General features: G+C 50.8%; 25 protein-coding genes. 7 read left to right on the top strand and 18 right to left on the bottom strand.

What is annotated here, in order from left to right; translation table 11 throughout:
- Positions 1 to 15: 15 nt before the first annotated feature.
- Both EYQ01_07970 and EYQ01_07965 read left to right on the top strand, forming a co-directional pair.
- Positions 16 to 1593, top strand: a complete 1578-nt coding sequence (locus EYQ01_07970; protein ID HIE65732.1) for a hypothetical protein — start codon at positions 16 to 18, stop codon at positions 1591 to 1593.
- 83 nt (positions 1594 to 1676) lie between these two features.
- Positions 1677 to 2126, top strand: coding sequence for a CBS domain-containing protein (locus EYQ01_07965; GenBank protein HIE65731.1), 450 nt, complete (start codon positions 1677 to 1679; stop codon positions 2124 to 2126).
- A 163-nt stretch (positions 2127 to 2289) separates the two neighbouring features.
- Here EYQ01_07965 and EYQ01_07960 read toward each other — a convergent pair whose 3' ends face one another.
- From EYQ01_07960 to EYQ01_07910, 11 genes are all read right to left on the bottom strand, one after another.
- Entirely contained in the window at positions 2290 to 3855 is a 1566-nt protein-coding gene (locus EYQ01_07960) for a 2,3-bisphosphoglycerate-independent phosphoglycerate mutase (protein ID HIE65730.1), read from the bottom strand.
- Positions 3856 to 5229 (bottom strand): tetratricopeptide repeat protein, encoded by a 1374-nt coding sequence (locus EYQ01_07955; protein HIE65729.1) that lies wholly within the window; start codon positions 5227 to 5229, stop codon positions 3856 to 3858.
- Positions 5230 to 5232: 3 nt separating this feature from the next.
- Entirely contained in the window at positions 5233 to 5685 is a 453-nt protein-coding gene (gene rsfS, locus EYQ01_07950) for a ribosome silencing factor (GenBank protein ID HIE65728.1), read from the bottom strand.
- A complete protein-coding gene (locus EYQ01_07945; GenBank protein ID HIE65727.1) occupies positions 5663 to 6337 on the bottom strand; it encodes a nicotinate-nucleotide adenylyltransferase in 675 nt (224 codons plus the stop codon). Before EYQ01_07945 ends, rsfS begins: the two co-directional genes overlap by 23 nt.
- Before the next feature lie 190 nt (positions 6338 to 6527).
- Entirely contained in the window at positions 6528 to 7793 is a 1266-nt protein-coding gene (locus EYQ01_07940; protein ID HIE65726.1) for a glutamate-5-semialdehyde dehydrogenase, read from the bottom strand.
- On the bottom strand, positions 7783 to 8922 hold the full coding sequence (gene proB / locus EYQ01_07935; protein ID HIE65725.1) for a glutamate 5-kinase: 1140 nt from the start codon (positions 8920 to 8922) through the stop codon (positions 7783 to 7785). The genes EYQ01_07940 and proB overlap by 11 nt, the downstream gene beginning before the upstream one ends.
- 20 nt (positions 8923 to 8942) lie before the next feature.
- Entirely contained in the window at positions 8943 to 10025 is a 1083-nt protein-coding gene (gene obgE / locus EYQ01_07930; GenBank protein HIE65724.1) for a GTPase ObgE, read from the bottom strand.
- A gap of 381 nt (positions 10026 to 10406) precedes the next feature.
- Positions 10407 to 10664 (bottom strand): 50S ribosomal protein L27, encoded by a 258-nt coding sequence (locus tag EYQ01_07925; GenBank protein ID HIE65723.1) that lies wholly within the window; start codon positions 10662 to 10664, stop codon positions 10407 to 10409.
- A gap of 20 nt (positions 10665 to 10684) precedes the next feature.
- Positions 10685 to 10999, bottom strand: coding sequence for a 50S ribosomal protein L21 (gene rplU / locus EYQ01_07920; protein ID HIE65722.1), 315 nt, complete (start codon positions 10997 to 10999; stop codon positions 10685 to 10687).
- A gap of 146 nt (positions 11000 to 11145) precedes the next feature.
- On the bottom strand, positions 11146 to 11853 hold the full coding sequence (locus EYQ01_07915; GenBank protein ID HIE65721.1) for a DUF420 domain-containing protein: 708 nt from the start codon (positions 11851 to 11853) through the stop codon (positions 11146 to 11148).
- A 67-nt stretch (positions 11854 to 11920) separates the two neighbouring features.
- On the bottom strand, positions 11921 to 12898 hold the full coding sequence (locus tag EYQ01_07910; protein HIE65720.1) for a methyltransferase domain-containing protein: 978 nt from the start codon (positions 12896 to 12898) through the stop codon (positions 11921 to 11923).
- A gap of 199 nt (positions 12899 to 13097) precedes the next feature.
- Between EYQ01_07910 and EYQ01_07905 the strand changes: the two genes are divergently transcribed.
- The 3 genes from EYQ01_07905 to EYQ01_07895 all read left to right on the top strand — a co-directional run bounded on the left by EYQ01_07905 (position 13098) and on the right by EYQ01_07895 (position 15316).
- Positions 13098 to 13505: a hypothetical protein gene (locus EYQ01_07905; protein ID HIE65719.1), complete on the top strand. Its 408-nt coding sequence runs from the start codon at positions 13098 to 13100 to the stop codon at positions 13503 to 13505.
- 281 nt (positions 13506 to 13786) lie between these two features.
- Entirely contained in the window at positions 13787 to 14032 is a 246-nt protein-coding gene (locus EYQ01_07900) for a hypothetical protein (protein HIE65718.1), read from the top strand.
- Positions 14033 to 14092: 60 nt separating this feature from the next.
- The gene (locus EYQ01_07895; GenBank protein HIE65717.1) at positions 14093 to 15316 is read left to right on the top strand and encodes a tetratricopeptide repeat protein; all 1224 of its coding nucleotides are present in this window, start codon (positions 14093 to 14095) and stop codon (positions 15314 to 15316) included.
- A 222-nt stretch (positions 15317 to 15538) separates the two neighbouring features.
- Here EYQ01_07895 and EYQ01_07890 read toward each other — a convergent pair whose 3' ends face one another.
- Entirely contained in the window at positions 15539 to 16615 is a 1077-nt protein-coding gene (locus EYQ01_07890; GenBank protein ID HIE65716.1) for an ATP-dependent 6-phosphofructokinase, read from the bottom strand.
- Positions 16616 to 16969: 354 nt separating this feature from the next.
- Here EYQ01_07890 and EYQ01_07885 point away from each other — a divergent pair, with 354 nt between their 5' ends.
- Entirely contained in the window at positions 16970 to 17911 is a 942-nt protein-coding gene (locus EYQ01_07885; GenBank protein ID HIE65715.1) for a UDP-3-O-acyl-N-acetylglucosamine deacetylase, read from the top strand.
- A gap of 176 nt (positions 17912 to 18087) precedes the next feature.
- On the opposite strand, the gene EYQ01_07880 is transcribed toward EYQ01_07885, so the two are convergent.
- From EYQ01_07880 to murJ, 3 genes are all read right to left on the bottom strand, one after another.
- On the bottom strand, positions 18088 to 18318 hold the full coding sequence (locus EYQ01_07880) for a hypothetical protein (GenBank protein HIE65714.1): 231 nt from the start codon (positions 18316 to 18318) through the stop codon (positions 18088 to 18090).
- Positions 18319 to 18348: 30 nt separating this feature from the next.
- Positions 18349 to 18903 (bottom strand): hypothetical protein, encoded by a 555-nt coding sequence (locus tag EYQ01_07875; GenBank protein HIE65713.1) that lies wholly within the window; start codon positions 18901 to 18903, stop codon positions 18349 to 18351.
- A 454-nt stretch (positions 18904 to 19357) separates the two neighbouring features.
- Positions 19358 to 20983, bottom strand: a complete 1626-nt coding sequence (gene murJ, locus EYQ01_07870) for a murein biosynthesis integral membrane protein MurJ (GenBank protein HIE65712.1) — start codon at positions 20981 to 20983, stop codon at positions 19358 to 19360.
- A 44-nt stretch (positions 20984 to 21027) separates the two neighbouring features.
- Between murJ and EYQ01_07865 the strand changes: the two genes are divergently transcribed.
- A complete protein-coding gene (locus EYQ01_07865; GenBank protein ID HIE65711.1) occupies positions 21028 to 21330 on the top strand; it encodes a 30S ribosomal protein S20 in 303 nt (100 codons plus the stop codon).
- A gap of 45 nt (positions 21331 to 21375) precedes the next feature.
- Here the strand turns inward: EYQ01_07865 and holA are convergent, their stop codons facing one another.
- From holA to EYQ01_07850, 3 genes are read right to left on the bottom strand one after another with little or no spacing between them, the layout of a single operon-like run.
- On the bottom strand, positions 21376 to 22434 hold the full coding sequence (holA, locus tag EYQ01_07860) for a DNA polymerase III subunit delta (GenBank protein ID HIE65710.1): 1059 nt from the start codon (positions 22432 to 22434) through the stop codon (positions 21376 to 21378).
- Complete coding sequence (locus EYQ01_07855; protein ID HIE65709.1) at positions 22431 to 23003, bottom strand: hypothetical protein; 573 nt, start codon at positions 23001 to 23003, stop codon at positions 22431 to 22433. Before EYQ01_07855 ends, holA begins: the two co-directional genes overlap by 4 nt.
- Positions 23000 to 25495: a leucine--tRNA ligase gene (locus EYQ01_07850; GenBank protein HIE65708.1), complete on the bottom strand. Its 2496-nt coding sequence runs from the start codon at positions 25493 to 25495 to the stop codon at positions 23000 to 23002. The genes EYQ01_07855 and EYQ01_07850 overlap by 4 nt, the downstream gene beginning before the upstream one ends.
- Positions 25496 to 25720 lie beyond the last annotated feature (225 nt).

The raw sequence follows: 25720 nt of genomic DNA, 5'->3' as shown, positions 1-25720 counted from the left end.
CAACTGAGAAGAATTATGCTGAAAAGATACACGTTTATCATCCTCCTGTTTTTGTTCGGAGGATGGCTTTTCCCCGGATGCGGCACAAAAGGATCAAATGACCCGGTGGTCGTCACAATTACACCGGGTGATGGAGGCCAAACGCCTCAATCGGGTTTTTTTATGCTTCCGCCTCGGGGAAAGGTTACCTTCAAGGCGAAAGTCTCAGGAACCTTGAATCCAGCGGTTACTTGGAAACCCGTCTTCGGGGGTGGGACAATGGTAACGGATCCAGAAGACAATAACAGCGTGATCTATACTGCTAGAGAAGATGCACAATTTGGGCAAACCGCCAGGCTGGAGGCCAGAAGCGTAGAAAATCCAGAGGTCTTCGAGACTGCAACAATCATTTTAACCACATTAGAAGAAACGCCTAAAACACTTGATCAAAGTGTGGATGAAATTGTCGTTGGCGGACTCCCGGTCTCCCCTAGTAATACCATCGACTTTAATGGCGATGAAATTATCGACATGGTCTCCAGAAACAGTGCTGACGGGAGTGTAATCTTTAATCTAGGAAACTTTCCTGGTCCTAATCAACCTCCCTCATTTACCAGGAAAGATGCTCCCCCTGTTTCGAACCCTGTTTCATTGGTTGTTGGTGATTTCGTCAATTTTCTTGGTCTAAGAGAATTCCTTGCTGACATAGCAGTGCTAAGCCAAAATACGAATGGTCCTGGGGGAGAAGTTATCTTTATTTCCGGGATGAAAGAAACCACTCAGGCCAACTTTACCCCCGAAATAAATACAGAAATACTAACGATTCCAACAGTAAGCGGAGTACCCCAATTTTTGGTCAGCGGGCGGTTTCATGATCCTCCTGAAGCTGGTCTCTTTACGCCTGTTTCTGATCTTGCAATCGGAACAGATACAGGTAAAGTCATCATCTTCCTTCAAGATAGAAACCCACCCGGCACACATTCACCTGTTTTCTTTAGCCCACCACAAACCGTTTCCATCAACGGCGTGCCGAAACAGTTGCTCCCGGGAGACTTTAATGGAAATGGGCGCAAAGAAATCGCCGTCGTTCTGGAAGGAGGACGTGACCTTGTGATTCTCAAAGCAAACGAACAGGGTTTTTTTTCAATTCAGCGGATATCGATGCTATTTTCCGCACCGGTTGAGGCACTGATATCTGCGGATATCAATGGAGATGGGATAGGGGATCTCGTTGCGGCACATACACCACCAACAAATAAATTATCTGTATTTCTGGGAGATGGCACTGGAAATTTCACACCCGCTAGCGTGATGTCCACCACTTTCCCTCCAGGGAAAATGGCCGTCGGCGAATATAACTTAGAAGGAAATATCGATGTTGCTGTGACCAATGCGCAAGATAATAAAATACACCTTTTCTTCGGGGATGGGAGCGGTCAATTTGTTGGAGAATGGCAGTCTAAATCCATTTCATCCCCTCCCCTTTCACTTATCTCCGGATCTTTCTCCGGATTTCCCACAATAACAGGCTTTCAAAATGCGGACTTGATGTATATCCAAACCTCAACACTAACAACAAAACTACACATTATTAACAACAAAAACTCCCAGTAGCGCCTCCAAAAAACCAAACACTCCCCTTCCCATTACAAAGACCACCTGTTAGAATAAACGTCCATGTCCTTGGAGAGATCAGGATGAGAAGGATTGATTACATGGTCGGAGGGGAGGATTTTTCTAAGATGCTGGCCGCCCATTTTATGCAGGCGGACGTCTACTATTACTCTGGAAGCGCGACGGGAGACAAGCTGGCGACCGCCATTACGATGGGCGGCTTCGGGAGCGTTCCGATTGTTGATAAAGAGAAAAAACTGATCGGGATTGTCAGCGAATTTGATCTTCTCGAGGCGATTTCAAAGGGGAAAGAGCTGCAGAAGATTACAGCGGAAGAGATTATGACCAAGACCCCGATTTCCGTCCTGGAATTTACCGCTTCAGGCGATGTTATCGCGCTCCTAAATGAAAAACACCTCATTCGGGTCCCTGTTGTCGATAAGGATTGCGTGCTTGTTGGAATTCTGTCCCGGCGGGATATCCTGGAGGGCTACTTAAAGTCGCGGGAGAAGACCTCGCCCTGGTGGTCCTAGGAAAACTCCGTAACGATTCAGCATGTCTAGATTTTTCTTCTGGACGAGGCGCGAGGAGCACGAAAGTGGAACGTATGTGTCTATACGTGAGTATTTGAGCACCACAGTAACGCAGTCGTGGAGGGATGGGTCTCGCGAAGGAAAAGATGGTTGCGATGAATTGTTACGAAACTTCTGGCCAGACGATCAAAGAGTCGCGGTCCATCTGTAAAGGCTTTGGGATCTGCATCAGGTCTAGAATCGTCGGCGCGAGATCGGCATGAATCCCCGGGCGCAGTGAGACCTGTTCGTGAGAGACGAGGATCAAGGGGACCGGGAGGGTGGTGTGTGCCGTATGTGGCGCGCCTGTTTCGTAGTCAAGCATCTGCTCCAGATTTCCATGGTCCGCCGTAATCAAGATAGATCCGCCCGCAGCCAGCACCGTCTCTACTATCGCGTCGAGACATTGATCAATGACCTTGACCGCCTGAATGGCGGCCTCTAACTTTCCGGAATGCCCCACCATGTCGGGGTTGGCAAAATTAAGCACGATAAAATCGAATTTCTCCTGCTTGATCTGGCAGATCACCTGATCCTTGAGCTCGAAAGCGCTCATTTGCGGCTTTTCATCATAGGTGGCCACGTCCTTTGGAGACGGGATGAGTATCCGCTCTTCCCCCTCAAACGGGGCTTCCCGACCGCCGTTGAAAAAATAGGTCACATGGGCATATTTTTCTGTCTCGGCAATCCGCAACTGACGGAGGCCCCGCTCACTCAACACTTCTCCTAATACCTGGCCGAGCTGAACCGATTGAAAACCCACCGGATGGGTAAAGGTTTCACCGTAAGAGGTCATCGAAACAAAGGAAGCCAGACTGCGGAAGCATTTGCGGGAAAAGTCGTCGAATTTCTTTTCCGTCAGAGCACGCGTCATTTGACGGGCACGGTCTGCTCTGAAGTTAAAAAAGAGCAGGCTGTCCCGATCTTCTATCGCGCCGACCGGCCCTTCGCGATCATAAATAACCACCGGCACGACAAACTCATCGGTGACCCCCGCCTTGTAACTCTCTTCCAGGGCGGCGCTCGCGGAGTCCGCCTGCACCCCCGTTCCAGAAACGATGGCCTCATAAGCCTTGGTCAGCCTTTCCCACCGCTGGTCACGGTCCATCGCGTAATAACGCCCGATGACCGTGGCAATTCTCCAATCCGCGCCCCCTGGTTTTTTCCTGTCCAGGGCCTTTTCCAGAAGATCGATATAGCCCGGAGCACTTTTTGGAGGGGTGTCCCGTCCGTCCAGGAAGGGATGGACGCGAAGCCGCGTGACCCCTTCTGCCCGCGCCATGTCCAAAAGAGAAAAAAGGTGGTCGATATGGCTGTGGACCCCGCCATCTGAGAGAAGCCCCATCAGGTGGAGCGTACTTTTTTCTCGGGTGGCGGTCTGGATGCCTGTACGAAGCGTCTCATTTTCTGCGAAGAAACCACCTGAGATCGCCTTACTGATTTGGGTCAGGTCCTGGTACACAATGCGCCCGGCGCCGATGTTCATGTGCCCCACCTCGGAGTTCCCCATCTGACCCTCGGGAAGTCCGACCGCCTCTCCGGACGCGTCAAGTTGTGTCGCGGGAAAATTCTCCAGGAGGGATTGATAAAATTGGGGCTCCGCCAAGGCGATGGCATTGCCCTCGGAACGCGCATTGATCCCCCATCCATCCAGTATAAGCAGGAGAACCGGCTTCGGTCGTAGGGACAATTACATCACCTCTCTCTGTTGGGTTTGGGGGGTAGCGTAGGGAGAGGAGACCAGGGCCTTTTTATCCGTTTTCTCGACCAGAATCGGCTCTGCCTGATAACTGTTCCAAAGACCGCAGCGGCTGCATCGACCTGCCCACTCAAAGGTATGATTGTCACAATCCGGGCAGTAGTAGGGGACCAATACGCGCGTCTGTAATTTCAAGGCCTTCTTGAAAGCTTCTATGGCCAGCGAAAGATCACCCCGTCTCTGATAAAGATTTCCCAGGATTTTATGCAAATCGGGGAAAGAGTCCACATGGGGTTCGATCTCCTGCAATGTTTCAAAGGCATCATCGACCATTTCGAGACGATAATAAAGCCGTCCAAGATAGAACTTCAGGACCGTATTCTGGGGGTCGTCGTCGATGGCCTTCCGATAAAGCCTGAGGATCTTTTCAGGCTCACCCATCTCAAGATAGAAGTCTTCCAGGCGGAGCAGCAGAATGAGGTTGTTCGTCAATTCGTAAGATTTTTCCATCAGGGCCGCGGCCAGTTCAATCTTCCCGTCCTTGAGGTGGGTTCCCACCAGGCCGATGTACGCGGGCAAGAAAGTTTTATCGAGCTTGATCGCCTCTTTAAACCGCCTCCGGGCTGTTCCGGACTGGCCCCGCTGAAGGAGCGTGCGGCCGATTTCGTACTTGATCCCCAATAAAACCACTTGTTCCTTCCGACGCTTTTCCTCGGAGTCAGAAAGCTTGGCGATCTTCTCTTGGAGCGGATAGGCCTCCTCCCATTGCTGAAGACGAATGGTGAGATCCCGCAATCTTATAAGGGCCGCCAGATTGCTCTCATCTGACTGGAGGATTTCTCTCAGGTACTGCATGGACTCTTCAAATCGTTCTGCATCTTCCAGATCACGCGCAAGGGCGAGTAGGACCTCAACATTCTTATCGTCAATACCCCGCGCCTTTCGATGAAGACGAATGGCATCGTTATAGTTGCTTTCAATACGGTGGATTTTCCCCAAGCGCAGGAGGCTTCCTTCGTGCGTGGGGTTGAGGGCCAGTATTTTCTGAAAAAGAGAAGTGGCATCCCGATATCGCTTTGCAACATAGGCATTGACGGCATCGGTATAGTAAAGTTTAATCTGGGTTTCTTTCTTTTCTTGCCGGGTTACCTGCCAATTCACATAGAGGTCTTTTATCTGCTGGATTCCTGCGGTAAGTATTACAAGGAAACCACCCAGGGCGGTGGAGAAGAGGATCAGCGCCGTAATCGAGATCTCAAGAGACAAGTCGCGGGTGAGGAAGAAGGTCACCCTTCCGGGGTTCAGTGTTGCCAGGTATCCGACCAGACCCATTAAGACAAAGAAAATCAGGACGAAGAAATGCATCGCTTAGACCGTCTCACCCCCTTTTTCCTCACGGACAGGATTATTCTCGTCGCTTGATTCAGGAAGCGGGAGCTGCGGTGCATCTCCCCAAAGCCCGTCCAGGTTATAAAACGCACGGGCCTCCTCATTGAAAACATGGAGAATCACATCGTCATAGTCAATAAGAACCCAACGACCGGAATCACGGCCTTCAACCCCAAGGGGGCGAAGCCCTTCCTTTGAAAGAGCGTCCTGAACGGCATCAACAACCGCACGAAGCTGAGGGTCTGATTCTGCAGAACAGAGAATAAAATAATCGGCAAGCGAGGTGAGATCACTGACATGAAAAGTAACAATCTGTTCAGCATGCTTCGACCGGGCGACCTCTGCGATCAGAAGTGCCTTGCTCTTTGCATCCCGCGGTTCTTTTTCATGCGAATGCTTCAGGATATCCTTAGAGATTGTTGTTCTCGACATAGATTTGTTCCTTAATTATATATGACTCCACCTGTTCAGGCAAGAGATTTTTTGTTTCCTGCCGGGCAGCAAATCTTCTTCGGATCTCACTTGCCGAGATCGGGCTTGGCCGGACCTGGAGGAAATGAAGCGCCGATCCCTCACTGACCGGAAAGGTATAAGAACGCCTATCCCCTTTGTCCAGTTGTGAAAAGGGCTTGAGATCGACAGATCGGAGGGCCGCGATATCCGGCAATTGGGAAAAGGGAGAGCCGGGACGGGAGATCAGGACAAAATCACAAAGCCCTAACAGATGGTCTGCATCCCGCCAGCTTGCGATATCGAGAAAGGCGTCCATTCCGAGGATGAAGAACAGCCGATCCTTCGGGTAAAGTTTTTTCAAGGCCCTCACCGTATCAATAGAATAGGACTTCCCCGGTCGATCAACCTCCAGCTTGCACAATTCAAAACGGGGGTTCCCGGATAAAGCGAGAGAAGCCATCTCCATCCGGTACTTTGCCGGAGGAATTTTTTGTCCCGACTTGTGAGGAGGAATCCCAGAGGGGATAAACAGAACGGTGTCGAGACGGAGCCGCTGAAAAACCTCCCCCGCAATCTGGAGATGCCCATTATGTATTGGATTAAAGGTGCCGCTTAAGAGGCCGATTCGCATATTTAAAAGATGGGTGCAGGGTGCTGTAACTGCACCCGGCTTTTATTATAGTTTGATAACGGTTTAGCATGCCTGGATAAGGCTTCAGGGCAAGGCACGAGGAGCACAGAACCAGAGCGTAGTCTTCCTACGTGAGGATCGAGCACCACAGCAACGCCGCCATGAGGCCTTAGACGGGTATGCTGAATCGTTATCTGGTTTGGCCATCTCCCAATATGATAAACTTTTCACAGGTCAAGGCCTCTAATCCCATCGGGCCCCGCGCGTGAATACGGCTGGTTGAAATACCCATTTCTGCGCCGAGTCCCAGTTGATAACCATCATTGAAACGGGTAGAGGCATTAACAAAAACGGCCGAGGCGTCCACCTCATTTAAAAACCGGTTCGCGCGGGCATAGTCCCGTGTGATAATTGCCTCGGAATGTTCAGATCCATACCTTGCAATGTGTTTGATCGCGGCCTCAAATGAATCGACTACCTTGATCGAAAGGATAAGATCGAGGTACTCAGTACCCCAGTCCTCTTCACCCGCCGACGCAATCTTCATCCCCTCTTTTTCAGTGATCGCGCAGGTACTTGAACAGCCGCGGAGCGTAACACCGGCTTCCTGGAAGCGCTTAACCAGACGAGGAAGCAGTGAAGGGGCAATTTTTTCATGAACCAGAAGTGTTTCCATCGCGTTACAGGTGGCTGGCCGTTGGGCCTTCGCATTAAAACAGATTTCTTCCGCCATCTGAATCTCCGCCCCATCATCGACATAGGTATGACAGATCCCTTTATCATGCTTCATAACCGGCATTCTGGCATGTTCCGTGACGGTCCGGATCAGGCCCTCCCCGCCGCGCGGGATGATCAGGTCAATGTAGCGGTCCAGCTTCAGAAGTTCAAAGATAGCCTGGCGGTCGGTTGTTTCAATCAAGGTTACACTATCCGGTAGGAGACCGACCGATTCGCAGGACGCCCTTAAGAGACTTGCAATCGCCCTGTTGGAATAGATCGCCTCAGAACCGCCGCGTAGAATAACACTGTTTCCAGACTTGACACAAAGGGCGGCGGTGTCGGCGGTTACATTTGGCCGTGACTCGTAAATGATCCCGATGACGCCGATCGGCACACGCATTCTTCCAACTTGCAAGCCGTTCGGTAGGCGGTTCATCTTCAAGATCTCCCCGACCGGATCGGGAAGCGCCGCCACCTCTCTCAGGCCCACGGCCATCTCCCCGACCCGCTTCTCCTCGAGCGTCAGACGATCGAGAAGGGGCGCGGCAAGGCCCTTTTTTTTCCCGTCCCTTAAATCTTTTTTATTCTCGGCGATCAGGAAAGCCGTTTCCGCTTCAAGACGTAAGGCCATTGCCAGAAGAGCACTGTCTTTCAAGTCGGAAGGGGTGTTTGCCAGGACTCTGGCGGCCTCCTTCGCTTTGGCGGCCTGTCCTTCAACCTGCTCTTTAATCGTCATCAATAATCACCAGATTATCGCGATGGATCACCTCATCCGTCGCCTTGTATCCCAATACTTTTTCGATCCTGGAGGAGTGTATCCCCTTGATCCGCATCATCTCAGATGCATTATAGTTCGTCAAGCCTCTCGCCACTTCCTTCCCTTCCGGGGAAAGACAGAGAATTGCATCTCCCACCCCGAATTTTCCGCTGACGGAACAGATGCCGGAGGGAAGCAGGGAACGTCCTTTTTTGAGAAGCGCCTCGACCGCACCCCGATCAAGCGTCAACGCCCCCTTTGTCTTTAAAGAGTGCGCGATCCAATGTTTTTTGGAAGAGAGCCGGGCCGGTTTCGGCAGAAAAAGGGTCCCGAGCACTTCGCCGTGAACCGCTCGTCTCATCAGCCCCGGAACGGTTCCATTCAAGATCAGCGTCGCCACCCCGTAGGCGGAGACCTTTTCCGCCGTCTTGACCTTAGTGGCCATGCCGCCCGTTCCTCCAAAAGCCCCCTCTTTCCCAGCCATCTCCCGGATCTTCGGGGTAACGGTCTCCACCATAGGGATCAATACCGCGTTCGGGTTCTTTCCGGGGTCTTCCGTATAAAAACCATTTACATCCGAGAGAATGATCAGGAGTGAAGCATCGACCAAGTAAGTCACCTGGGCGGCAAGATGGTCGTTGTCACCCAGCTTGATTTCATCAACGGTCACGGTATCATTTTCATTGATAATCGGGAGAATACGATACTGCAACAAGGTCATGAGCGTATTGCGGGCATTGATAAAACGTTTCCGGTCCGCCACCACATCTCCGGTCAGGAGGATCTGGGCCACCTTGATCTCAAAACGCTCAAAGAATCTTTCATAGGCCCACATGAGCCGGCTCTGCCCGACTGCGGCCGCGGCCTGCTTCATCGGGATTGTCTCCGGGAGGCAGGGCAATCCCAGTTTTTCCATGCCGCAAAGGATAGAACCGGATGAAACAAGGAGGACCTCGCGTCCTTCTTGTCGAAGGGCAGCCACCTCCGCGGCAATACCTTTCATCCGCGTCTCATCAAGCCCCTGACGATGAGATGCGATCACGTTACTCCCAATCTTTATGACAATCCGGCGGCTGTTTTTATTAAGGAAAGATCGCGAAGCGGGCATGATTCCTCATAGGATGGAGTTCAGGTCGCATCCTGATTTCCGGGAAAATTCCCGCTTGAAACCGTGGAGGAATCTGAATCTTGAATTTTTTTTCGAAGCTCTTCAACTTTTTTCACAAGGGATGCGATCAGGTGATCCATTCCTTTTCCAGTAGCAGACGATACCGCGAAGAACGGTATTTTTTCCTTTTCACACTCGCGGCGAAGCGCCTCAGTCCTGAGGCCTTCTCCCGCGATATCGATCTTTGTTGCAGCCACAATGAAGGGCTTTCCAGACAAACCATGATGGTAAAGCCCCAGCTCTTCCCGGACAACTTCAAGATCATCGACCGGATCCCCCGTTGCAGGTTCGGAAACATCGACGAGATGGAGCAGGAGTGAGGTCCGCTCAATATGCTTCAGGAACTTGATCCCCAGCCCTTTCCCTTCATGTGCCCCTGAGATCAGGCCGGGGATATCCGCCACCGTAAACTGGGTGTTTCTCCCACGTGATCGTTCAACGGTCACAACCCCCAGGTTCGGCTCCAGGGTGGTAAAGGGGTAGTCTGCAATCTTGGGATGGGCCGAAGAAAGGGTTGAGATAAGCGTGGATTTTCCGGCATTCGGGAGTCCGACGAGACCCACATCGGCCAGAAGCTTTAATTCCAGCTGAAGCCAGCGCTCCTCTCCCTTTTGCCCCGGTTCGGCCATTTGAGGGGCCTGGCGCGTCGCTGATTTAAAATGGGTGTTCCCCCGTCCGCCGCGCCCGCCCCTGACTACAACGACCCGCTGTCCGGGATGGGTTAAGTCGGCCACAAGTTCCGCCGTTTCGGCATCACGAATGACCGTCCCCTTCGGGACGGGGATCAGGAGATCCGGGCTGTGTTTTCCAAAAGATTTTTTACCACCGCCATGGTCTCCGCGCTTGACCACATAGCGCTGCTGGTAGCGGAGGTCGATCAATGTCGCCATGTGAGGAGAGACTTCGAGAACAATATCGCCTCCCCTGCCCCCATCGCCTCCGTCCGGCCCTCCGTGGGGAACAAACTTTTCCCGCCTGAAGCTGACACAGCCATCCCCGCCATCTCCGGATTTCACATGGATTTTAACCTGATCAATGAACATGTCGGCATCTTAACACAAGGAGGGTTGTAACGACACTTCATCGGTCACTTTCTCTAAGGACCCTCTGATTGAGTCTGGGTTGAGTATTTCAGGAGATCTTATGTTTCGATTCAAGGCGCAAATCGCAGAGAATGGCTCTCGCGAAGCCATAACCCGCAATTTGGAAGATTTACAACGCAGAAGCGGGGCATAAGTGCCCTGAAAAAACAATTCATGACTTATTCAGAGCTTCCCTAAGTCGACGGGGCTGTGGGGCTCAGGATTTCAGGGATGGACGCAAGGTTCAGGGCAAGCGACAGCCTCACACCTTGCCCTGAAGAAGAATCCGGCCAAATAGGTTCATTAAGAAAACGACATGATTCTTGGTTGGGGAAAAAGGTATTACGCGGTGGGGCAAATACTGACCCGTTTTTTATCTCTTCCAATCCGTTCGAAGCGAACGAAACCGTGGGCTTTTGCAAACAGGGTATCGTCCTTGCCGATCCCGACGTTTAATCCAGGGTGAATTTTGGTCCCTCGCTGTCTGACAAGGATATTCCCAGCCAAGACCTTTTCCCCGCCAAAGCGCTTCACGCCCAGCCGCTGCGCACGGCTGTCCCGGCCATTCCTTGAAGAACCACCTGCTTTTTTATGCGCCATGAAGACTCCTTACTTGCTACTTATTTGTTGACAATGTCCAGGATCTTAAGCCGAGTATACGATTGACGATGCCCTTGCGTCCTTCGATAGTTTTTCCGTCTTTTCTTTTTAAAGACCAGAACTTTCTTTTCCCGATCCTGACGAAGCACTTCTCCAACGACCTTCGCATTCTTCAGTCCTTCCGAATCGAGGATCAAACCTTGATCATCCTGAAAAAGGAGTATCGACTGAAACTCAACCTTATCCCCTACTTTCGCATCGCACTTTTCAACATTGACAACATCTCCGGGAGCGACCCTGTACTGCTTCCCGCCTGTTTCCATAACCGCGTGCATTTCAAATTCCCCTCTTAACTCTATGTAGAACTAGGTTTGATATCATAAATTAGTTGAGCCTGTCAAGCTTATCCGACACCACAGGATTGTGAAGAATCCAGTCAAACCGCATATGTTAGTCGAATCGGCGGTTTGATGAATCAACCCTACGAAACATCTTTCACCGGATAAATATAATAAAGCATCACGTAGGTCACCGTACTGGTTAGAAGGGCGATGACATAGAGAACCATGGTGAAGGTCCCAAGTTTGCGATGGCGTTTCGCCCCATCGGGAATGGCCCGCTCAAACCACCTTTCAGCAAAGAGGACCATGACGACAAGGAGAAACCCGGCGAGATAAACAATGTAGCGGGCCAGTGGGCCGGACCGGATCACCGCGAGCAGACCAAAGGTGACACCCGAACCGATCAGCACAGTGTTGAACGACTTTTTCTCCATCACCAGGGGCTCACTTTTCAGGTAACGAATGCTCTTCTTCATCGCGGAGGAACGAAACCCGAGAACGATCATATAAATCGCCAGAACCAGTCCCAGGGAGATGACCAGAATGTGTATTGTCAATATCGGGGAAAAAATATAGTCGTAAATCCAGTCCGGCCCTCCAAACCCCTCCCTCCCTTCAATTGAGAGCGCCCCCAGGCCACGTGCGAGGTAGTAGGTTGTAAAATATGCAAGCATGGCCACCATGCCCCAGAGGGTCACGAGATGATGGCGCTGCCCCTGGTGTTTTCTTCCGAGGTACCAGCCGTAAACGAACAGGAGCGTAAACCCCCAGGCCATGATTGACGAAAAATCTGCTCCGAATGTCCCGTAAGGGGATAGAAAGCCGGGAGCGGTTAAAAATTTCTTCATGGATGTTCTCCTTCTTTAACGTCTCAAGATCTCATTGCGGATCTTAAGGGTGTCCCTTCACCAAGCATTATCTCGACGCCGTTAAAACGGTATTTCGTTCTATTTCGTTTATATTCTTAAAACCGGCCTTTTCCAGCCAGGATCGAATTTCCTCCCCTTTGTAACATTGTCCTTTTTCTGAATAAACCAGCATATGCATGGAGAAAATTGCATTCCAGCCAGGATTATTGACATCGTCATTAATGAACATGTCTTTGACAATAATCATCCCGCCCGGATTTGTGGCCTGGTAAAGTTTCCGGAAAAGGGCTGCATTTTCATCGAAGGTTTGATAGTGAAGGATATCAGACAAGAAGACAACATCATAGGTCCCGGGAAGCGCATCTTGGTTGAAGTTCCCCCCAACGAGCTGGATTTGATTCGTCATTTTTTCCGATTCGAGGGTCTTCCGGGTTACCTGGAGCGTCTGTGCGAGGTCAAAAAGGACGGCGTGTAGATGAGGGTAGCGCTGGCAAAATGCGACTGAAAAGGTGCCAGCCCCTCCTCCAACATCAATAAAACTCTTATAGGACGAGAGGTCAATTCGCTCCGCCAAGGTCGGGGCCACCCTCTTGGCCATGCGATGAAGCACCTTCAGGACATTTTCTCCGACCTCAGGCCGGTTCATGAAGATGTTCCCTTTGACCGCCGGTTGGCCTGAGCGGATAATCTCCTCAAGCTTTCCCCAGTGGTTCCACTCCTCATCCTGCAGGAGCATCAACTCTCCCATGTAGAAGGGACTAGTCCTGACAAGGAACTCCGCGACCGGGGGAGTATTGAGATAGTCCGGACCCTCGCGTTTCAGCAAACCGATCTCGACCAGGGCGTCCAGCATCCTTCTAAGAAACGAAGGGTCAGCTCTGACTGCTGCGGCAATCTCTTCTGCCGTCTTCGCCCCCTCTGATATTGCTGTATAGAGATCTAGACGCACGGAGGTAAGGAAAATCTTGGCGTTCCAGTAGTAGCCCAGCTGGAATAGTGATGGAACGGACAACTCTTTTCCCATGCGATCATCTCCTGCAACGCTTTGGACAACAAGGCTTATCGTTATAATTTCAAGGTATATAACAGGGAACCCGCCATAAGGTCAAGATTTCATGCTGTCTTTCGATTTTTGACGATTTTTTATTTGACTCATTATAATACTTCTGGTATCTTTATCAACCAAACTCTTGAGGATATCGACAAAATATTATGGTGGCAATATGGTGAAGGCGGCAAAGAAGCAGATAAAAGGGGAAAAGAAAGAACGCCCGGAAGGGCCTTTTGGGACGATTCGACAGGCGCTTGAAAAGCAGAAGGAGGCCTTGTTGGCCGAAGCCGGAATCCTGCTTGGAGGCGACCTTAATCCTGGGAATGAGTCCCTCCCTGATCTAGGGGATCAGGCCACAGCTGAAACGGATAAAAATTTCACCCTGAGATTGCGAGAGCGGGAACAAAAGCTTCTCAAAAAGATAGACGACGCGATCGAACGTATTTCTGATGGAAGTTTTGGTACTTGTGAGTCATGCGACGGAAAAATCATGTCGAAAAGACTGAAGGCTCGCCCCGTGACCACGCTCTGCATTGAATGTAAAACCATTCAGGAACAAGAAGAGAAAATCAGACGATAATCTTTTGATTTTCCCTTTCTTCCGGCCTCAGTCAGCCTGTTTTCCCCACCATACTTTCATCCCGGTGGCATAAACCATGAAAGGGATCAGAGGTTGTTTGCTTGTTATCCTCGGCTTCCTTGGCATTTTCCTTTCAATTGTGATCAGCTTTACCATTTATCTTCTCCCCCTCGCTTTTCTGATATTTCTCGGTTCGCTTATTCTCATCTCTTACGCCTTAGGCTCTACTGATCAAGGAAAAAATAGAGGGCCCGGTTCTGACTAAAGTACAGGAGAAGCTGATGCAGGTTGGATTGTGGATACAAACAAAACAAGAAGAGACTTATCTTGTCAAGAAAGACGCCAATGGTTATCCTGACTTAAGCGCATTTTCCCCTTCTCCCAAACTCGAAGATTTCAATGCGAAAAAAGAGAAAGGAAAAGCACTTTATGAAGAATTAACCGGGACGAAATATCCACACCCCCACGCCACGACTCGGCAGGTGTTGTGGGATTTTCTGGAGGCGGCCATTAAACAACTGCCCTGACCTGAAGCATCCATCAAGTCCACCACACGGCACACGATTTGGAGAAAGCCCTGTTTTGCCATGACCAGCCTAAAGATAAGAATACGTCAATGGCGGATCAGCGACCACCGCTTTTTTAGAATGCTTCCCTTGTGGGTTATTCTCTTCGCTTACGGTTGTGCTTCCCTGTCAACGGCCTCTATCGACATAAAGAATCGTTCTTTTTCATACAGAGAGGTGGGTCTTTCAATGTCATTTCCGCCCGGCTGGCTTATGTCGAGAGAAGGCCGGAGGCTCTTCATCTCTACCTTTCAGCCGGGCACAATACCGCTGGTCCGTTTAATCGCAACGGAAGAAAGAGGGGTGCCGTCTCTGGAAGACTACCTGAAAATTTCCTCAACGCAGACCCTCCCTCGCCGGATGAGAAAGGTCTCGAACGGAGAAATTTCTCATATGCGGATCGTGTCCTCTCAAAAAATTGAACAGGAGGGTCGCGTCTTAGAAGAAACCGTGTGGATCGGGGAACGAAAGGGACAAGCCCTGATCTTTCATTCCTACGTGTTTCCGGTTGAGTTGAGAATCATTCAACTTCACTTTGAATTTCCCGCGGCACTCCATAATAATCCGAAACAAATCATTGCCCCGATCCTGGCCGGCATAAGGGTCAAGTCCGAGACAAGGCGGTCCCCGGAAGAATATGCCCAAGTCTACCGAATATTGGGTCAATCCTATAAGACACTTGAACTTTGGCCCGATATGATTGCCGCATTCAAAAAAGCCTTAGCCCTCAAACCTCGGGATGCTGACCTCCATGTTCTCCTTGGAGAAGGCTATTTCCTGAACGGTGAACTCAAGGCCGCGCTCAAAGAACTACTTCAAGCCGTTCAACTTGCACCGCAGTATTCACGTGCATATCAGGGCCTGTCTCAAATTTATCTGAAGATGGATTTAACTAACAAAGGCATTTCGGCCATGAAACGGGCCATCAGTTTATCTCCCAATAACAACACCGCGCTGCGCGTCTTATTGGGGAATACCTACCTGAAACAGGGAAAGCCTGAAGAGGCGATTCGCGCCTATCAAAAAATAATCCAAAGAAACTCCAAGACCGTCAATGGATACCTGGGGTTGGGGAAGGCTTATCTCTCCATTGATCTTTACGAGCAGGCTATTATCGAGTTTGAACAGGCCGTGGGACGAGACCCGGAACGACTTGAACCACACTGCTTGCTAGAGAAAGCCTACACACTGCTTTCTTCCCCTGAGGAAGCAAAGAGAGAAAGAGCATTATGCGGAAACGGATGAGGTTTAGGGGCTGTCCTAAGGAAGCTCTGATTAAGTCTGGGTGAGTTTTTCAGGAGATCTTATGTTTCGATCCAAGGCGAAAATCGCAGAGGATGGTTCTCGCGAAGCCATAGCCCGCTATTTTCAAGATTTGAACCGCCGATGCGGGACATTTTTGCCCTGAAAAAAATGCATGACTTATTCAGAGGTTCCCTGAATAACATGCGTGATCGTCCGGGACCTTTATTCCCGTCCTAAGGAAATTCCGAGTCCTTCAGCAGTCTTGACGAGTGCACCGTGGATTGGGATACACTTCGCTTTCCGGGTGGCCTCCGCAAGAGAAACCGACTTGATCACATTTCCCTTGAGACAAACCATCTGCCCGAAGCATTTTTGCTCGACAAGTTTCACCGCTTCAGCCCCGAATCGGGTTGCCAGGAGTCGATCATACGGAGAGGGGGACCCTCCTCTCTGGAGATGTCCCAGGACGGTCACCCGAACATCCATTTCCGTCATTCGCATGATCTCTTCCCCCACCTGAGTACCGATCCCCCCGAGACGTTCAACAGATCCCTCTTCCGAGGCCTGAATAATCGACCGCTTTTTCCCCGCGGCCTTGGCCCCCTCCGCGACAATGACAATGGAAAACCGCATACCCTGTTCATATCGCTTGATGATGGCCTTGCAGACACGTTCGATCTGGAATGGGTCCGGGACCAGGATAACGTCTGCACCCCCGGCAATCCCCGCCTCCAGGGCGATCCAGCCCCCATAGCGTCCCATCACTTCCACAACGATGACGCGGTGATGACTTGCAGCCGTGGTGTGAAGCTTATCGAGGGCATCGGTCGCGGTATTCACCGCAGTCTGAAATCCGAAGCTCCGATCCGTGCCGGGAATATCATTGTCGATCGTTTTTGGGGCGCCGATGACCGGGATGCCATCATCGTGAAGCGATTTTGCGATTGTCATCGTTCCGTCTCCACCGATCGCGATAAGACAGGAGAGCTTATGCTTTTTCATATTTTTCTTGACGACTCTTGAAAAATTGATCGGCCTTCCATTGCCAGCGCGTTTTTTTATCTGCCGGGACTTCCTGCCGCTTGTTGTTCCCAGGATCGTCCCTCCTATTGGGAGAATGCCTCGAATCGTCCATGGCGTCAGCGCTCGGATCTTTGCTGGCGTATTCAGTCCTTCAAATCCCTCTTCAATTCCCGTAACACCCCATCCATATTTGACGGACGACGTCTTCACGATCGCTCGGATGACGGCATTCAATCCCGGGCAGTCTCCTCCTCCGGTGAGTACCCCGATCTTCATTTTTCCTCCTGACTGAACATCAGCGGGAATCATCTCCTGAAACAGTTCCGCATGTCTGACACCCACAATACCCTGTTCTTCCTGGGCAGAGTTCTTCAATAGATTGCTTCACTTGCCTCGAGACCGCTTCCCTTCGTAACAGGGAAACCTGTTGTATAAAAGCAACGGCTGCCCCGCACATGTCACCTTTTTACAACATCAAATCTCATTTCAATATATCCTCATGATTCCTTCAGTCTTATAACATATTAAAAATACTAGTAATTTCCTTTTTGTACAATTTAAATCATTTTGGCACCGTTATTGCTGTTAGTTCAACCCGATTTGAGATTTGAAATCCTAAGAAGGTAGGAAGTGAACATGTTCCTTGACCCGAACGCAAAAGAGAATACGATCCGAAACGAAGTTTCGTGCAGCGGCATTGGGCTTCATTCTGGTAAGACCATCCATTTGAGGCTTCTCCCTGCACCGGAAGAAAGTGGCGTTATTTTTATCCGGAGGGATCTAGGGGGCATTCTCATTCCTGCGGATCATTCTCATATCGTCTCGACTTACCTGTCTACCACAATTGGCGTGGAAGGGGCAAGCGTCCAGACCATTGAGCACCTCATGGCAGCGGTTTATGCGATGGGGATTCACAATCTGATTGTTGAACTGGATGGCCCTGAAGTCCCTGTTATGGATGGAAGTTCGGAGCCATTTATCGCGCTTCTTTCAAAAGCAGGTGTTCTGTGTCAGGACAAACCGCGCACCTTCATGGAAATCATGAAGGAGGTTACGGTCTCCGATAATGAGAGGCGGGTTACGATCCACCCCAGCTCTTCGTTTGAAATTGAATACAAGATTGCGTACAGCCATCCTGTGATCTCAAAGCAATCCTACCATTACCGGCACAGCCCTTTGGCATTTAAAAAAGAAATCGCGTCAGCAAGAACCTTTGGGTTTTTAAAAGACGTCCAATCGTTACAGGAGCAAGGCCTTGCCCGAGGGGGCTCTCTGGAAAACGCAGTCGTTATCGGCGATGACGGGGTCCTGAATAAACAGGGGCTTCGTTTTTCTGACGAGTTTGTCCGCCATAAGATCCTAGATCTCATCGGCGATTTATCGCTGATCGGCATGCCGATCCTTGGCCGGGTGGAAGCAACCTGTTCCGGACATTCCCTTCATGCTGAATTGATCGAAGAAGTTCTTGAGAACAAAAATGCGTGGCGGATTGTGACGGCCCCTTCCCTTGTTAAAGAAAGACCGGTCTATCCAGCATACCAAGGGATGTCCCTTCCTCTCCCCACGATTTAATCCGGGACACCTAGAGAAACCGCTCGCAAAAATACCTAAACGACACCATCCAACCCTAAGTCGGGAAATTTAAAGATGGCCCTCCCTGAAAGATAGCCACTGCCCTCGCCGTACGCATTCAAACATACTCAAGAGACCCGAAATAAAAGGGGGGCTGGAAGCCCCCCCATGTAAAGCTATTTCTTTTTCGCTTTCGGCTTTGCTTTCGCTTTCGGCTTTGCTTTCGCTTTCGGCTTTGCTTTCGCTTTCGGCTTTGCTTTCGCCTTCGGCTTTGCTTTCGCTTTCGGCTTTGCTTTTGTTACCTTTGCCTTCGGCTTCACCTTTGTGACTGCTTTCACTTTAGGCTTCGCCTTAGACTTTGCTTTTGTTGCTGTCTTTTTTGTTGCAGGCTTCTTTTTTATTGCCAAGCTTTCTCACCCCCTTTCAAAACCCTCTTTTTATGCATTCGGAGGGTCATTTTCCAGAGCGTTCCGCCCTGTTTCTCCGGTCAGTTTAAAGGTATTTGGCGCGCTCCTTATAAAACGCTTGTCACGAGACAGTGAGATCGCTATAGAAGTAATCGGCGTTTTTCCCCTCATTCGAATCCCGCCATCAATGATGCGCTTATAAATCTCCTTGGCATGCAAGGCCTTTCCGACCTCTTTTAGTAATAAGAACGTCGCTTGGGGAACAGAGAGACCGACATATTTCGTCTTTTCAAGGAGGATAAGGTTGGATCGGTCCAACAAAAGGGATGATGCCTTGGAGGCGCGGTTATTTTCTGTTTCAGGATTGAGCTGGTTGAGCGGCATCCCTTCTTTTTCCTTCTCTACCTCAACTCGATAGAGCGTCTCCGCAAGTTCGAGATATCTTTTAACGGTTTTAATCTCATCCTCAACCTTATCCCGCTTCTTTTGTAACTCCTGAAGCTTCTTCTTATAGACCTGAACCCGCTGCTTCAATCCAGTGATGATTTCTTTGAGCTCTTCCACTTTAGCACCTCTATGAAGCATTTATAGCACCAGCAATAAGATATGTCAAGGCTACCTTATAGATATACTTTGCTATAATTAGTTTAGAATGAAGCTTAAAAGGCTGATGTTACAACACAATATGTGGAGGGTCTGCAATAAATTTACACAATAATTTTCTTTCTGCTTGTATTAAGGAACCTCTGATTGAGTCTAGGGTGAGTTTTTCAGGAGATAAAATGTTTCGATTCAAGGCGCAAATCGCAGAGGATGGTTCTCGCGAAGCCATAGCCTGCTATTTGGAAGAACCACGCCCCAAAGGCGCGGATTCTTCGACCTGGAATGAAAAAGATCTTTATCTGTATTCGCTCGCTAACTGCCTACGCTTGCTATGCACGTTCAAGGTTTGCAACGCAGAAGCGGGACATTTTAACCCTGAAAAAACAATTCATGACTTATTCAGAGCTTCCTTAAGTGGGTTTTTGAAGCGCTTTGGTTATGCTATAGGTCCGGACCTGCGCCGCAGGCGTTCTTTGAGGAGACGTGCTATAAAAAGAGCCTCTTCACTCTTTAGAATGATCTGGAGAATAGCATACATCAGCATGCTGACGACGATGGCGAGTGAAAGGCTCAGCATCTTGAGCCCCGAATTCCCTCCCGAGGCCCAGATGACTTGACGACTGAGCCAGAGGAAAGGGATCAGCATCGGCAAAGAAGCGAAAACCACCTTCAGATGTGAGATTATAATTCTTTTCCCGTCAATCCTACCAATTCGGCGTTTTAAGATCAAGATCAAGAAAAGAAAATTGAAGATGGCGGATATGGAGGTTGCAAGGGCAAGCCCCCGATGCTTCAAGGGGCCCATCAGGAGGAGATTGAGGACCACGTTGAGCAACATCGCCATAATGGCAATTTTTACAGGCGTCTTCGTATCCTGGAAGGCGTAAAAAACCGGGACCACAATCCGAACCCCTGCAAAAGCCCACAAGCCGAGCGCGTAGAACAAAACGGCATCCGCTGTCCCCTGTGTGGCAAGATGATCGAATTCGCCTCGCTCAAAAAGAAGATGGACAATAGGGACTCTAAAGAGAATCAGGCCCAGCATCGCGGGAAATATAATAAAAAAGACAAGGCGGAGGCCAAAGGAGAAGGACTTGCGGAGTGCCTCGGTATCGCCCCGTGATGCTTGAGCCGACAATGTGGGGAGCAGGGCGGTCGCAAGCGCGATGGCAAATATTCCCAAAGGAAAATGGATCAGTCTCATGCCGTAGTAGAGATAACTTATACTCCCGATCGGAAGAAAGGAGGCGAGCAGGGTATTGACCAGGATATTGACTTGGGTAACCGACAGCCCGATGGTCGTCGGCAGGATGAGTTTTCCCATCTGAACCACTCCGGGATGCAAGGGAAGGAACGGCCTTTTAAACGAAAGCGCAAATCCTTCCCGGTAGAGCGTTGGCACCTGGATCAAAAACTGAGCCACCCCCCCCAAAGTGACGGCAATGGCCGCGGCGTAGACCGGCTCATCAAGCAAGGGGGTCAATCCAATAAGAACGCCAATATTAACAACATTGAAGGAGGCGGAAGAAAAGGCCGGAGGTGCAAAGAGCCTCAGGCTGTTCAATATCCCCATTGCCAGAGCGGCAAGTGAAATGAAGAAGAGAAAAGGGAACATCACCCGTGTTAATCCCGTTGTGAGTTCGAATCTCTGGAGATCTCCCAGAAAGCCCGGCGCAATGGCGGATATGATTTGCGGAGAGAATAAAATACCCACTAAAACGATGACCGCAAGAGCAAGGACAAGGACTGTAAAGGCGGAACGCGCAAGTTCCCTTGCCGCTTCTTTCCCTTTGTTTGTGAGATATTCGGTAAAAACCGGGATAAATCCCGCAGACATCGAACCCTCAGCAAAGAGTTCCCGGAGAAGATTCGGAATGCGAAACGCAACATAAAATGCGTCTGCAACGAGGGAGGCTCCAAAGATATTCGCCAGAACCATGTCCCGGACAAATCCGAGAATTCTGCTGGTAAAGGTCCCAAGGGCCACAATGCCAGCGGAGACGGCAATCCCTTTTTCAGCATCACCCGAGGAGGATGGGCTTTCTTCTTGACTTTTCATCATTTGGTATGCTAGAAAGAGCGTTCACTTTATCAAGAGGATTTACTGTGGCCAACCACCCATCCGCGCTAAAAAGAGAACGGCAGTCAGTCAAAAAGAGAGACAGAAACCGCTCCGTCATCTCTTCCATCCGAACCGCCGTCAAGAAGGTCCAACAGGCGATCTCTGAAAAAGATACCGATGCGGTCAAGACCTCGTTTCATCATGCAACTTCCATCCTGGATCGGGCCGCTTCCAAGGGGGTTATCCCGAACAAGAGGGCCTCGCGTAAGATTTCCCGCCTTGCGGAAAAGGTGAATACTGTCCTTTCAACCCCCGTGGCATCCCCAAAAGAAAAAGAGTCTGAATAGTCCGTCATCATCACAATAGATTTCTCTTCCTTCAACAGACGCAACTTAAAAAGAAGCCTGAAACCGTGGCGCGTATCCTTCACCAGGGTATACGGTTCGGTCCGTCCTGCAAAGGTCCAGGAGTATTGCTTCCAGAACAAATGTGGGTGACATTGTGCCTCCCTTCAACTGAGAATCAGCGGCAAGCGATAACTCAAAGGCCCACTGGATCTCATCCGGACGCCATTTCTTTAACTCCCGGAGAAAGGGAGCAAGAAGGCTCGGCGGCAGCCGGATCTTGCCCCGTACTGCAGATGACGACGCGCCGGAGTTGACCATTTCTTTCGCAATCGCCATCATCCGCCATTGCCGGATCAGCATGGTCAGGATAAAAAGGGGATGCTCTCTTTCAGCAAGAAGTTCGCTCAGGAGGCGCAGGGACTTTCCGCAATCCTTATCGCTGACGGCAGCGGTCAAATCAAAGATCGAATGGCTTTTTCCGCTCCCGATGACCTCCAGAACGGTTTTACTGGAAATTGTCCCTACCCTGTCCTGATCTTCTACAGCAACGTAGAGAAAGATCTTCTCGATTTCCTGCTGGATCAGAAAGAGATCATTTCCAAGACGTTCCTGAATATACCAGAGGGCCTCTTCGGAAAAATGGAGCCCTTTTTTCCGGCCTTCCTGGGTGATCCATGCAGGGATCTCTCTTTCACGAAGACGGGCACAGTTGATAAGAATCGCCTTCTTCTTCAGGGTAGAAAACAGCTTCTTCCGCATATCCGGTTTCGCGGCGGAAAAGACAAGAACCGTGGTCTCAGAGGGATGGCTCAGGTAGGCCAAAAATTGTTCCAGGTCGTCCTTGATCCGGTCCGCGTCCTGAATAATAATAAGCCGCCGCGGACTGGACAGGGGAAAGGTCTGGGCAATAAGGATCACCTCTTCCGGGGTAACCGCTTCTCCCCGAAACTGGTCTAGATTGAAATCTGTTGCGTCCGGGTCCAGGACTTTTTCCCGAAACCGCCGCAGGAGGGCCTGGATCAAAAAAGGCTCCTCGCCGGCGAGGAGATAGCAAGGCGAGAATTGCCCCTTGTCGAGATTTCGTATGGCCTCTTGAATCGTCATGGGTCGATCTTTTCCCCCTTCTCCGGGATGACACGGGTCAGGAGCAGATCCGCCATCCTTTCCGCCATCTTTCGTCCCGCCTCTCTGATGGCGCGATCCTCAGCACTTCGTGAGACCTTCGTATCGGATCGTGCAATATATTCCGCGCTCTCTTCATCCCTTGCAGCAAATCTTTCCCCTGCCTGCTGGAGATTAAACTCAAGCCTGATCTGAATGCGATACTCCCGCGCCTGCCCCTGAAGATTCAGAGAAACCGGCGCGCGTGAATAACGGCTGATTCGTCCTTTCAGGACAAGATCAGCACGTCCCGGATCGCTGCTCACCTCCCATCCTCTTGAAATGAAGGTCTCCTTAAAGATTTGACTCATTCGCTTTTCAAGGAGCGGCTCAAAAGTGGCGTTCTCAAAGAGAGGCATTGCAATCGTTTGTAGGGGACTTCCCGGGGTTCCGGCACGATTGAGATCCGTCACACTATGACCTCTGCCTTCCCGGTACCCGCACCCCGAAAGGAGGGCAACCAGAAGGAAGAGGGTGAAATAAAGAAATGATGAGGAGTTTGCCTGCTTCATAAAACGATGTTCACCAGTTTTCCTTTCACGACAATCACCTTCTTGATTTTCTTCCCCGCGGTCCAACGCTCTGTTTTGGGATCGGAAAGCGCCCGTTCTCGCAAAACATCGTCTTCCAGACCGGCGGGTGCGGAAAACCGGTTTCGAACCTTTCCATTCACCTGGACAACCACCTCAACGGTTTCCCCTTTGACCAGAAAGGGGTCGTAGGCAGGCCAGGAGACATCCAGGATCGTGGGAGCATTCCCCAAGGTCTCCCAGAGCGCCTCGGCAAGGTGCGGGGCGAATGGAGAAAGAAGAAGCACCAGGTGCCTGATCGCTTCAGAGAAGGCCGCCGCGTAAAGAGGGGCCTCGTCTTTCGTCGGCTCCGGCAGGGCCTGATCGCGGGAGAGGTCATTGTAAAAGGACATGAGCGCGGCGATGGCGGTATTAAACTGAAACCGCTCCAGATCTTCCGTGACCTTCTGGATGGTCTGATGGGTCCTCCGACGTAGTGATTTAATGCGCTCAGAGGCCCCCGAAAAATCAAGCGCTCCAGAAGAGGGACACGCCCAGGGGGATTCGCTAAAATCGCAGACAATCCGCCAGACCCGCTGGAGAAAGCGATACCCTCCCTGCACCCCATCGTCACTCCATTCAAGATCCTTTTCCGGGGGCGCGGCAAAGAGGGAGAAAAGCCGCGCGGTATCCGCTCCATAGGCCTCTATGAGATAATCCGGATCGACCACATTCCCCTTCGATTTGGACATCTTCGCCCCGTCTTTAATCACCATCCCCTGGGTCAGAAGATTCTTGAAGGGTTCATCAACCTTGATCAGGCCGAGATCGTGGATGACCTTCGTGAAGAAGCGGGCATAGAGGAGGTGAAGAACGGCATGCTCAATCCCCCCGATATATTGATCCACCGGCGTCCATCCATCGGCCAATTCCGAATCAATCGGTGCCCTTGTCTCCTGCGGCGAGGTGTATCGTAAAAAATACCAGGAGGAGTCGACGAAGGTATCCATCGTATCGGTTTCCCTCCGCGCGGGCCCTTGGCAAAGCGGGCAGACCGCGTTCAGGAAGCGCTCGCTCTCCGCAAGAGGAGAACCTCCTTTTCCGCCAAAGGGGACATCCTCCGGAAGAGTCACCGGAAGCTCGGATTCCGGTACCGGGACCGTCCCGCAGTGGTCGCAATAAAGAATCGGGATCGGGGTTCCCCAATAACGCTGCCTGGAGATGCCCCAGTCACGAAGCCGGTAGTGAACCTTCGCCTGTCCAAGGTTTTTTTCCTGAACAAAGTGGGCGATCTTTTCCTGCGCCTCCTTTGGAGAGAGACCGGTAAATTGATCGGAATGGACCAAGCGGCCCTCCGCTTCGGTATAGGCGGCGGAAAGCGGTTCACTCAGTGATTCGGATCGGTCCTGGATGACGAGGCGAATAGGGAGTTGGTATTTTCGGGCAAACTCAAAATCACGCTGATCATGCGCTGGGACTGCCATGACAATCCCCGTGCCATATTCCATCAGGACAAAATTGGCCACCCAGATCGGGATCTTTTCCTGCGTGAGGGGGTGCAGGGTATAGGCACCGGTAAAGACCCCCTCCTTTTCCTGATTGTCCGTCCGCAGGGTAAGGTCCTGCGCCTTCACCTTTGCGATAAAGGCCTCCACCGATTTTTTTTCAGGTTTATCGGAAATAAGTGAAGGGAGCAGGGGATGCTCCGGGGCGATGCTCATAAAGGTGACGCCGTAAAGGGTGTCGGGCCGGGTGGTAAAGATGTTTAAGGCTTCAGACCCGTCGGCACGCTGAAATTGGACCTCCACCCCCGTGCTTTTGCCGATCCAGTTTTTCTGCATCAGCAGGACCCGTTTCGGCCAGCCTGTCAAACGGTCACAGCCGGAGAGGAGCGCTTCCGCGTAGTCCGTGATCCGGAGAAACCACTGTGTCAGGGTCTTTTGCGTCACGGCGGTATCGCAGCGCCAGCATTGCCCATCGATCACCTGTTCGTTGGCCAGAACGGTCACGCAGTCGGGGCACCAGTTGACCGAGGCCTCTTTTCGATAGGCCAGCCCCTTCGCCAACATCTTAAGGAAGAGCCATTGGTTCCAACGGTAGTAGTCGGGTCGGCAGGTGGCAATCTCCCTTTCCCAATCGTAGGAAAGGCCCATTTTCTGGAGCTGGGATCGCATGTAATCGATGTTTTGGGCGGTCCAGACCGCCGGGTGCGTCTTTTTTTGTATTGCGGCATTCTCTGCGGGAAGGCCAAAAGCATCCCATCCCATCGGATGGAAGATATTGTATCCCTGCATCCGCTTGAAGCGGGCAATCACATCTCCGATCGCATAAACCCGGACATGCCCCATATGGATCCGGCCCGAAGGATAGGGAAACATCTCAAGGACATAATACTTGGGACGTTCGGACTTTTCGGAAACCTTGAAGGTCTGATGATCCCGCCAGTAGCGCTGCCACTGTGGCTCAATTTCTTTGGGTCGATAAACCTTGTTCACTCAACCTGCCTTTCTCCTCGATCGCGCGTGACGGCATCATAGGAGTCCTCCTTCCACAAGGGCACAGCATCTTTAGGAACCTCTGATAAGTCTGGTTTGAGTTTTTCAGGAGATAAAATGTTTCGATTCAAGGCGCAAGTCGTAGAGAATAGCCTGCTATTTTCAAGATTTGCAACGCAGAAGCGGGACATTTTTGCCCTGAAAAAATAATTCATGACTTATTCC

It is taken from the genome of Candidatus Manganitrophaceae bacterium, from assembly GCA_012960925.1.
In the GTDB taxonomy this organism is placed as follows: Bacteria; Nitrospirota; Nitrospiria; order SBBL01; family JAADHI01; genus DUAG01.
The sequence above is the reverse complement of the archived record's forward strand: the minus strand, read 5'-3'. Positions and strand labels throughout refer to the sequence as shown.

What these genes read in the sequence shown, in the direction of transcription:
- EYQ01_07970 (HIE65732.1), top strand. Translation starts at nt 16, where the DNA reads ATGCTGAAAAGATACACGTTTATCATCCTCCTGTTTTTGTTCGGAGGA.
- EYQ01_07965 (HIE65731.1), top strand. Translation starts at nt 1,677, where the DNA reads ATGAGAAGGATTGATTACATGGTCGGAGGGGAGGATTTTTCTAAGATG.
- EYQ01_07955 (HIE65729.1), bottom strand. Translation starts at nt 5,229, where the DNA reads ATGCATTTCTTCGTCCTGATTTTCTTTGTCTTAATGGGTCTGGTCGGA.
- rsfS (HIE65728.1), bottom strand. Translation starts at nt 5,685, where the DNA reads ATGTCGAGAACAACAATCTCTAAGGATATCCTGAAGCATTCGCATGAA.
- EYQ01_07945 (HIE65727.1), bottom strand. Translation starts at nt 6,337, where the DNA reads ATGCGAATCGGCCTCTTAAGCGGCACCTTTAATCCAATACATAATGGG.
- EYQ01_07940 (HIE65726.1), bottom strand. Translation starts at nt 7,793, where the DNA reads ATGACGATTAAAGAGCAGGTTGAAGGACAGGCCGCCAAAGCGAAGGAG.
- proB (HIE65725.1), bottom strand. Translation starts at nt 8,922, where the DNA reads ATGCCCGCTTCGCGATCTTTCCTTAATAAAAACAGCCGCCGGATTGTC.
- obgE (HIE65724.1), bottom strand. Translation starts at nt 10,025, where the DNA reads ATGTTCATTGATCAGGTTAAAATCCATGTGAAATCCGGAGATGGCGGG.
- EYQ01_07925 (HIE65723.1), bottom strand. Translation starts at nt 10,664, where the DNA reads ATGGCGCATAAAAAAGCAGGTGGTTCTTCAAGGAATGGCCGGGACAGC.
- rplU (HIE65722.1), bottom strand. Translation starts at nt 10,999, where the DNA reads ATGCACGCGGTTATGGAAACAGGCGGGAAGCAGTACAGGGTCGCTCCC.
- EYQ01_07915 (HIE65721.1), bottom strand. Translation starts at nt 11,853, where the DNA reads ATGAAGAAATTTTTAACCGCTCCCGGCTTTCTATCCCCTTACGGGACA.
- EYQ01_07910 (HIE65720.1), bottom strand. Translation starts at nt 12,898, where the DNA reads ATGGGAAAAGAGTTGTCCGTTCCATCACTATTCCAGCTGGGCTACTAC.
- EYQ01_07905 (HIE65719.1), top strand. Translation starts at nt 13,098, where the DNA reads ATGGTGAAGGCGGCAAAGAAGCAGATAAAAGGGGAAAAGAAAGAACGC.
- EYQ01_07900 (HIE65718.1), top strand. Translation starts at nt 13,787, where the DNA reads ATGCAGGTTGGATTGTGGATACAAACAAAACAAGAAGAGACTTATCTT.
- EYQ01_07895 (HIE65717.1), top strand. Translation starts at nt 14,093, where the DNA reads ATGACCAGCCTAAAGATAAGAATACGTCAATGGCGGATCAGCGACCAC.
- EYQ01_07890 (HIE65716.1), bottom strand. Translation starts at nt 16,615, where the DNA reads ATGAAGATCGGGGTACTCACCGGAGGAGGAGACTGCCCGGGATTGAAT.
- EYQ01_07875 (HIE65713.1), bottom strand. Translation starts at nt 18,903, where the DNA reads ATGCTTCATAGAGGTGCTAAAGTGGAAGAGCTCAAAGAAATCATCACT.
- murJ (HIE65712.1), bottom strand. Translation starts at nt 20,983, where the DNA reads ATGATGAAAAGTCAAGAAGAAAGCCCATCCTCCTCGGGTGATGCTGAA.
- holA (HIE65710.1), bottom strand. Translation starts at nt 22,434, where the DNA reads ATGACGATTCAAGAGGCCATACGAAATCTCGACAAGGGGCAATTCTCG.
- EYQ01_07855 (HIE65709.1), bottom strand. Translation starts at nt 23,003, where the DNA reads ATGAAGCAGGCAAACTCCTCATCATTTCTTTATTTCACCCTCTTCCTT.